Annotated in this window: 7 protein-coding genes; 3 read left to right on the forward strand and 4 right to left on the reverse strand. The window is 64.2% G+C overall.

Going from position 1 to position 8,650, the window contains the following annotated elements:
• Window positions 1-134 precede the first annotated feature (134 nt).
• Together V7N12_RS12290 and V7N12_RS12295 are read right to left on the reverse strand one after the other, a co-directional pair.
• Window positions 135-2,951, reverse strand: a complete 2,817-nt coding sequence (locus tag V7N12_RS12290) for a [protein-PII] uridylyltransferase (RefSeq protein ID WP_443089965.1) — start codon at window positions 2,949-2,951, stop codon at window positions 135-137.
• A complete protein-coding gene (locus V7N12_RS12295; RefSeq protein WP_333714891.1) occupies window positions 2,911-4,095 on the reverse strand; it encodes a penicillin-binding protein activator in 1,185 nt (394 codons plus the stop codon). The genes V7N12_RS12290 and V7N12_RS12295 overlap by 41 nt, the downstream gene beginning before the upstream one ends.
• Before the next feature lie 95 nt (window positions 4,096-4,190).
• Between V7N12_RS12295 and rsmI the strand changes: the two genes are divergently transcribed.
• From rsmI to gshB, 3 genes are all read left to right on the forward strand, one after another.
• Window positions 4,191-5,051, forward strand: a complete 861-nt coding sequence (rsmI, locus tag V7N12_RS12300) for a 16S rRNA (cytidine(1402)-2'-O)-methyltransferase (RefSeq protein ID WP_333714892.1) — start codon at window positions 4,191-4,193, stop codon at window positions 5,049-5,051.
• A complete protein-coding gene (locus tag V7N12_RS12305) occupies window positions 5,048-5,404 on the forward strand; it encodes a YraN family protein (protein WP_333714893.1) in 357 nt (118 codons plus the stop codon). The genes rsmI and V7N12_RS12305 overlap by 4 nt, the downstream gene beginning before the upstream one ends.
• Before the next feature lie 64 nt (window positions 5,405-5,468).
• Complete coding sequence (gene gshB / locus V7N12_RS12310; protein WP_333714894.1) at window positions 5,469-6,407, forward strand: glutathione synthase; 939 nt, start codon at window positions 5,469-5,471, stop codon at window positions 6,405-6,407.
• Here the strand turns inward: gshB and V7N12_RS12315 are convergent.
• Together V7N12_RS12315 and V7N12_RS12320 are read right to left on the reverse strand one after the other, a co-directional pair.
• Entirely contained in the window at window positions 6,404-7,918 is a 1,515-nt protein-coding gene (locus V7N12_RS12315) for a YifB family Mg chelatase-like AAA ATPase (protein ID WP_333714895.1), read from the reverse strand. The two genes, gshB and V7N12_RS12315, sit on opposite strands and share 4 nt — an antisense overlap.
• A 52-nt stretch (window positions 7,919-7,970) precedes the next feature.
• Window positions 7,971-8,650 (reverse strand): glutathione S-transferase (locus tag V7N12_RS12320; protein ID WP_333714896.1); only part of this gene is annotated, 680 nt, incomplete at its 5' end.

An 8,650-nucleotide genomic window follows, 5' to 3' on the forward strand; every position in this document is an offset into this window, starting at 1 on the left:
CCGGTGCCAAGGTAGGCGGCGATGATGATGTCGCGGACGAACCCCGCCACGCGGCTGAGCAACGTCCACAGGCCGACGGTCAGAAAACCGGCCGCAAGGCGGATCGGCTTGATCATTTGCGCTGACCTTCCACGCTATTCGGCCACGGCGCGTTCGGCGCCTTGGGCAATCGCCTCGCGCAGCTTGCGTTCCAGCGAGGCGCGTTTGGCCTCGGAGTAGAACTTCAGCCCGACGATATCCTTGACGTAGAAGGTATCGACCACCTGTTCACCATAGGTCGCGATCACCGCCGAGGCGATATAGACGGAATTATTCGCCAGCGTCCGCGTCAGATCATAAAGCAACCCCGGCCGGTCGCGGGTATCGACCTCGATGATCGTGTAGATCTCCGACCCCTCGTTGTCGAAACTGATATTGGTGGGCACGCGGAAGGCGCGTTCGCGCTTCTTGATCTTGTCCTTGTCCTTGAGTGCCTCGCGCGCCACGACCTCGCCGCGCAGCGTGCGGACGATCATCTGGCGCAGGCGCGGCAGGCGCGCGGCCTCGTAGGGGTTGCCGTCGTCGTCCTGCACCCAGAACACGGCGGTGGCATAGCCGTCCTTCGAGGTATAGGTCCGCGCGTCGACCACATTGGCCCCGACAAGGGCCAACGCCCCCGTCATCCGGCTGAAGAGGCCGGGATGATCGACCATGGCAAAGCAGGCGCGGGTGGCGTCGCGGTCTTCGTCGGGCATCAGGTCGATCTTGATCTCGTCGTCCTTGATGTCGTGCAGCAGCTTGGCGAAAATCGTCTGCGCCGACAAAGGCAGCCCCTGCCAATAGGGGCCATAGTGGCGCGCGATTTCCGTCTTGATGTCCTTGGCGCGCCAGTCCACCAGCGCCGCCCGCAGCGCCCGCTTGGCTTCGGTTTCCTGTGTTTCGCGGTTCAGGTCTTCCAGCCCGGTATCCAGCGCCGATTTCGTGGCCCTGTAGAGGTTGCGGATCAGAACCGCCTTCCAGTTGTTCCACGTGTTCGGCCCGACCCCGCGAATATCGCAGACCGTCAGCACGGTCAGAAGGTCCAGCCGTTCCACCGATTTCACCGCATTGGCAAACCCCCGCACCGTGCGCGGTTCCGCGATATCGCGTTTCTGGGCCACGTCCGACATCAGCAGATGATAGCGGATCAGCCATTCGACCGTTTCGCATTCCTTCTTGCTCAGCCCCAGACGCGGCGCGACCTTGCGCGCGATCTGTGCGCCAAGGACCGAGTGATCCTCGTCCCGGCCCTTGCCGATGTCATGCAGCAAAAGCGCCACATAGAGCACCTTGCGGTTGACCCCGCGTTCGAGGATGCCCGACACCACGGGCAGGCTTTCCTTCAGCTCTTTGCGTTCGATCTGGGCAAGGTTGCTGATCACCTGAATGGTATGCTCGTCCACGGTATAGTGGTGATACATGTTGAACTGCATCATCGCGACGATCGGTGCGAATTCGGGGATGAAGGCCGCCAGCACGCCAAGCTCGTTCATCCGCCGCAGGGCGCGTTCGGGGTTGCCGTGTTTCAGCAGCAGACCGACGAAAAGGCGCTGGGCTTCCTTGTCGTTGCGCATGTCCTCGTCGATCAGTGCGAGGTTGGCCGCAATCAGCCGCATCGCGTCAGGATGCAGCAGGGTGCCGGTGCGCAGCGCCTCTTCGAAGATGCGCAGCATGTTGATCTTGTCAGAGAAAAACGCCTTCTGGTTCTCGACCGTCAACCGGTTCTGCTTGATCGCATAGGGCGGCTTGGCTTTCTTTTTGCGGCTCAGCAGCCTGACAAGCATGGGTTCGGATTTGGTGTGATTGGCTTCCAGCGCCGTCAGGAAGATCCGCGTCAGCTCGCCCACGTGGGTGGCGTGGCGAAAGTAGTGCTGCATGAAATGCTCGACCCCGCGCCTGCCGCCGTGGTCGGTGTAGCCCATGGCCGTGGCCACCTCGACCTGCAGATCGAAGGTCAACTGGTCCGTGGGGCGGCCAGCGATCAGATGCAGATGGCAGCGCACCGCCCAGAGAAAATCCTCGGCATTGACGAAGGTCTTGAACTCGTCACGGCTGAAGACCTTCAGATCGACAAGCTCGGCTGCGTCTTTCACGCCGTTGACGTATTTCGCGATCCAGAACAGCGATTGCAGGTCGCGCAACCCGCCTTTCCCCTCTTTCACGTTCGGTTCGACGACATAGCGCTGGCCGCCCTGCTTGCGGTGCCTCTCGGCCCGCTCGGCCAGTTTCGCTTCGATGTAATCGCTGGCGGTCGACTTGAAGAGGTCGTTCCAAAGCTTCCTGCCCAACTCTTTGGCAAGATCCGGATCGCCGGCAAGATGGCGATATTCGACCAGCGAGGTGCGGATCGTATAGTCGTCGCGGGCAAGCCTGACACATTCTTTCACGGTGCGGCTGGCGTGGCCGACCTTCAGCTTGAGGTCCCACATCATGTAGAGCATCGATTCGATCACGCTCTCGGCCCAGGGCGTGATCTTGTAGGGGGTCAGGAACAGCAGATCGACGTCCGACTGCGGGGCCATCTCGCCCCGGCCGTAGCCGCCGACCGCCAGCAGGGCGAGCCTTTCACCCTCGGTCGGGTTGGCGGCGTGGTGCAGGTGGGTCGTTGCGACATGCAGGACGGTCTTGACCACCTGATCGGTCAGCCACGAATAGGCGCGCGTCGTCGGGCGTGCATTGAACGGTGCCTCGCGAAAGGCGGTGGCGATGGCCGCCATGCCCTCGGCGCGGGCCTTGCGCAGGACCGTCACGACCGTTGCGCGGATGTCGCGTTCCGCCATGCCCGCCTGTGACGCGGCACCGATCTCTGCCAGAACCGCCGCGCGGTCGAAAACGGTCTCGGCCGGGCAGATCAGATTGTCGGGCGAGGGCCCGTAGATCTGCTGGATCGGGTCAGAGACCGGGGACGCCGAAACTTCTTGGAGCTGGGTCAAGGATCACCACCTGATTGTCTTGGATCGTGGCAACAGCGAGCCCGCGCTCGTTCAGGCCATTGGGCAGGAAGCGGAAGACACCCGATGTCCCGCGGAACCCCTGCGGCTGGGTCAGCGCCTCTTTGGTCAGGGCACCCGTGTTGCCCGCGGCGGCAAGCGCGCCGATGGCCGCGATCCCGTCATAGGCCAGCCCTGCCAGCGGGTGCGGCGCCTCGCCATAGGTCGCGGTATAGCGCCCCTCGAACAGCGTCGATGTGCCGGGGTCGGGGACCGCGAAAAGGCCTCCCTGCAGGCCGGGCAGATCACGCAGTTGAGGCAGGGTGTCCCAGCGTGTCAGGCCGATGAAAGGCGAGCGCGTGATATCCATGCCCGCATCCGGCAGGGCGGTGGCGATGATCGGCAGGTCGGCGCTGGCGCCTGCGGTGGTAAAGACCGCCTGCGCGCCCGAACGCCGGACGTTGTTCACGATGTTGCGCGTCGCCGAGAAGATCCCCTGCTGGGACAGAGGATAGCTTGCGACGCCGACAATCTCGCCGCCATTCGCCGTGACCGCTGATGCGATCGCGTCGCGCCCGACCCGTCCGGACAGGTCATCGCCATGCACGATCATGTAGCGCGCAATCCCGCGCGAGCCCGCATAGCGGACCAGCCGTGCTGCGGTCGTGTCGAAGGTGGACCCCAGAAGAAAGACGTTGCCGCCCGCGATGGCGGTATTGTTGGAGAAGGTCAGCACATTGACGTTGCGCGATGCAACGGCGACGCCAGCCGCATTCGCCGCCTCGCCGAAGAGAGGCCCGATGATGATCTTGGCGCCTTCATTGACCGCCTGTGTCGCGGCGGCGGCCGCCTGTTGCGGGCTACCGCCGGCGGTATTGTAAATCCGCAGGTCGATCTCGACCCCCTCCAGATCGGCGGCGGCAAGACGGGCTGCGTTCTCGAAATTGCGGGCCAGCTGGTTGTCGGCCACCTGCGACGAGCCGCCGGGCACCAGAAGCGCTACCTCGATCGGCTCGGACACGTCGATCTGCCGCCCCGTATTGGCCTCCGGATCAAGCGGAACATCGCAAGCCGCGAGCCAGACAAGACCAGACAGGGCAAAAATACGGGCAAGGCGCTTGCGGGCGCTGGTCAAAAGGGCAAACATATGGACGGTCTCTCCTTCATCCGCGGGCGGCCCTGCCGGTCGGAAGCCGGGCGCTTGCGTCGGTATCATAGAGGAGGGGCCTGCTGGGTCCAGACATGAATTTCGAACGCAAGCCACTCTCTGCCGGTCTCTACCTCGTCGCGACCCCGATCGGTTCGGCGCGCGACATCACGCTTCGGGCGCTGGACGTGCTGGCCTCGGCCGATGTGATCGCGGCGGAAGACACGCGGACGGCGCGCAAGCTGATGGATATTCACGGGGTGCCTCTGGCCGGGCGGCAGGTGATCGCCTTTCATGATCACAGTGGCGCGCAGACGGTCGCACGACTGATCGCGGCAATGCAGGCAGGGCAGTCGGTGGCCTATGTGTCCGAGGCGGGAACCCCCCTTGTCGCCGACCCCGGGTACGAGCTTGCGACGGCCGCAATCGCCTCCGGTCTGACCGTGACAACCGCACCGGGCCCCTCTGCGGCGATCACGGCACTGACCGTCGCAGGATTGCCGACAGACCGTTTTGCCTTCATCGGCTTCCTGCCTGCCAGCCGTGCCCAGCGTGGGGCAGAGATCGCGGCCTTGCGGGATCTGCCGATGACGCTTGTGTTCTATGAAAGTCCGAAACGCGTTGGGGAAATGTTAATTGATTTGCGGGATACGTTGGGCGGGGAAAGACAGGCGGTGGTCTGTCGGGAACTGACAAAGAAATTCGAAGAGGTGACACGCGGTGATCTTGCTTGGCTTGCTGACCATTACACAGGGACTGCGACCAAGGGCGAAATCGTGGTTCTTGTCGGACGTGCCGGCGCTACGACCGTCGGACAAGACGATATCGCGGCCGCTTTGCAAGAGGCGATGAAGACGATGCGTGTCAAGGATGCCGCGACGACGGTGGCGGGGGCGATGGGTCTGCCGCGCAGGCAGGTCTACCAGATTGCACTTGGGCTGGGGGACAAGACATGACCGGATCAACGGGATATCACGCAGGATTGGCGGCAGAGGATTGCGTCGCACTGGATTACGCGCGGCGAAACCACCGGATTGCGGCACGCCGCTGGCGCGGCAAATCCGGCGAAATCGATCTGGTCGCGCGCGAAGGCGAAACGGTTGTCTTCATCGAAGTGAAGAAAAGCCGGGATTTCGCCACGGCGGCTCTTCGTCTGGGACGCCGCCAGATGGATCGTATCTGCGCCAGCGCCACCGAATTTCTGGCGGGCGAACCGAAAGGTCAATTGACGGACGTGCGCTTTGATCTTGCTATGGTCAACGCCATGGGTGCCATACAGGTGATCGAAAACGCCTTTATGGAGGCGTGACCACATTGCGCTTCGCACGGGTCTGCGCCATCAAGAGGGGCAGAACGCTGCAAGGGGTAAGCGCATGGCACTGAAGATCGCCTTCCAGATGGACCCGATCGGTCCGATCAACATTGATGCCGATAGCACCTTCCGGATCGCCGAAGAGGCGCAGGCGCGTGGACATGACCTGTTCTATTACACCCCTGACCGGCTTGCCTATGACCGCGGCAGGGTCATGGCGACGGGTTGGCCGCTGGAGGTGCGGCGGGTGAAGGGTGACCATTTCGCGCTGGGTAATCAGGTCACCGTCGATCTGGCGGATTTCGATGTGGTCTGGCTGCGGCAGGATCCGCCTTTCGATATGGGCTATATCACCACCACCCATCTTCTGGACATGATCCACCCTGATACGCTGGTGGTGAACGATCCCTTCTGGGTGCGCAATTATCCCGAAAAGCTGCTGGTCCTCGCCTTCCCCGATCTGACACCGCCGACGATGATCGCGCGGGATCTCGCGGCGCTGCGGGCGTTTCGGGCGGACCATGGCGACGTCATTCTCAAGCCGCTTTACGGCAACGGCGGTGCAGGCGTCTTCAAGCTGCGGGCGGACGACAGCAACCTTGCCTCGCTGCATGAACTTTTCGCCGGCATCAACCGCGAGCCGTTGATCATGCAACAATTCCTGCCGGCGGTGTCGAAAGGCGACAAACGGGTGATCCTTGTCGATGGCGAACCGGTCGGCGCGATCAACCGCGTCCCTGCCGCCGGTGAGACCCGTTCGAACATGCATGTCGGCGGCCGCCCCGAGAAAGTCGCCCTGACCGACCGCGACCGCGAGATCTGCGCCCGCATCGGGCCGCTTCTGCGCGAGAAGGGCCAGATTTTCGTCGGCATCGACGTCATCGGCGACTGGCTGACCGAGATCAACGTGACCTCGCCCACCGGCATTCAGGAACTCGAACGCTTCGACGGTATCAACATCGCCGAGAAAATCTGGCAGGCGATCGAGACGCGGCGCTAGACCTCGGACGTGAAGGCGATGCGGAAGCTGACAGCCTCGGCCACATGCGGCTTGCCGACCTCTGTGGCCCCTTCAAGGTCCGCAATCGTGCGCGCCACCCGCAGAACCCGGTGATACCCCCGCGCCGACAGCCCGAACCTTTCGGCGACACGCACCAGCAGGGCCCTTCCGTCCGCGTCCGGTCGCGCGAAACGGTCCAGCGCCTCTCCGGACAGATCGGCATTCGCGCGCAGGCCACTGCTTTCGCCGAACCGGCTGCGCTGGACCTGTCGTGCCGCAAGGACCGATGCGGCGATCTCTGCCGAAGACGCGCCCCCCTCGGCCATATCGAGGTCGGTATAGGCGACCGGCGGCACCTCGACCCGCAGATCGAACCGGTCCATCAGAGGGCCTGAAATGCGCCCCATGTAATCCGCGCCACATTGCGGCGCGCGGGCGCAGGCGCGGGCGGGATCGGCGAGATAGCCGCATTTGCACGGGTTGGCCGCCGCGACCAGCATGAACTTGCAGGGATAGCGCACATGGGCATTGGCCCGGGCGACCACGACTTCGCCGGTCTCGATCGGTTGCCGGAGCGTTTCCAGCACCGTGCGTCCGAACTCGGGGAATTCGTCCATGAACAGGACCCCGTTGTGCGCCAGGCTGATCTCGCCCGGCTTCGCGCCGCGCCCGCCGCCGACGATCGCGGCCATGGAGGCCGTGTGATGCGGTTCGCGGAATGGCCGCGCGCGGTTGATGCCGCCTTCAGCCAAGAGCCCCGCCAACGAATGGATCATCGAGGTTTCCAGCGCCTCGCGCGGGCTGAGGGGCGGCAGGATGCCGGGCAATCGCGCCGCCAGCATGGACTTGCCCGACCCCGGAGACCCGACCATCAGCAGGTGATGCCGCCCCGCCGCCGCGATCTGCAAGGCGCGCTTGGCCCGTTCCTGCCCTTTGACATCCGACAGATTGGCGATGCGCCCCGCCATCTTGGCCTCGCCCGGGGTTGCCGGTGCAAGGACCGCCCTGCCGGTGTAGTGCTGCACCACCTCGCCCAGGGTTCTTGGGGCGATCACCCGCACCGCGTCGACCCATGCGGCCTCGGCGCCGCAGCCGGCGGGGCAGAGCAGCGTCCGGTCGTCTTCGGCGGCGGCCATGGCGGCAGGCAGCGCGCCGATCACGGGGACAAGGCTGCCGTCCAGCGACAGCTCGCCCAGGGCAACGGTCTGTTCCGCCATCTCGCGCGGCACCACGTCAAGTGCCGCAAGCAACGCCAGCGCGATCGGCAGATCGAAATGCGACCCCTCTTTCGGCAGGTCGGCAGGTGACAGGTTCACCGTGATCCTTTTGGACGGCAGCGCAATCGCCATATTGCCCAAGGCAGAGCGCACCCTTTCGCGCGCTTCCGACACCGCCTTGTCCGGTAGCCCGACGATGGCGAAGGCGGGAATTCCCGCCGAGATCGCGCATTGCACCTCGACCAGCCGGGCATCCACCCCTTCGAATGCGACCGTGTAGGACCGAGCAACCACCGCGACGTCTCCAATAATGGTTAACGCTTACGCGGTGGTGGTTGACGAATGGTTAATTTCTTGGCGCAGGCCAGGGCGTCCGCGCAAGCGGCTTGTCATAGACGGCCAGCTCGGCGTCTTCGGTCAGCGCGTCCTGTCGCCAGCCGGCGAAATCGGGCTGCGCCGCGATGGCCGCCGCATAGGCCGCGACGGGCGCGGACATCGGCAAACCGTAGGTCAGAAGGCGCGTGGCGACAGGCGCGTAAAAGCTGTCGGCAAGGGTGAAATCGCCATAGAGGAAGGGCCCAGCCGAACGCGCCAGCGCCCGCCCCCAGATCGCTTCGATGCGCGCAAGGTCAGCCATGACCGCGTCGGATGGCACGAACCCAGCCCAGCCATGCCGCAGGTTCATTGGGCAGGCGCTGCGCAAGGCCGTGAAACCTGCGTGCATCTCGGCGATGATGCTTTGCGCCTCGGCCCTGTCTTTCGGCGCGTCCGGCAAGAGCCGCTTGTCGGGAAAAGCCTCGGCCAGATGCCACGCGATGGCAAGCGAGTCGGTCAGCAGCCCGCCTTGCGGTGTCACGACCGCAGGCACGGTTCCCGTGCCGCCGAAAGCCGCCACATCGGCCTTGAAACTGTCGGAATAGATCAACGTCGTGGTCACGCTGACCGGAATGTCGAAGGGCGCAAAGCAAAGCCAGCCGCGCAGCGACCAGCTTGAATAGCTCTTTTGGCCGATGAGAAGGCGATAGG

This window comes from Yoonia sp. (assembly GCF_036770585.1).
Lineage (GTDB): Bacteria > Pseudomonadota > Alphaproteobacteria > Rhodobacterales > Rhodobacteraceae > Yoonia.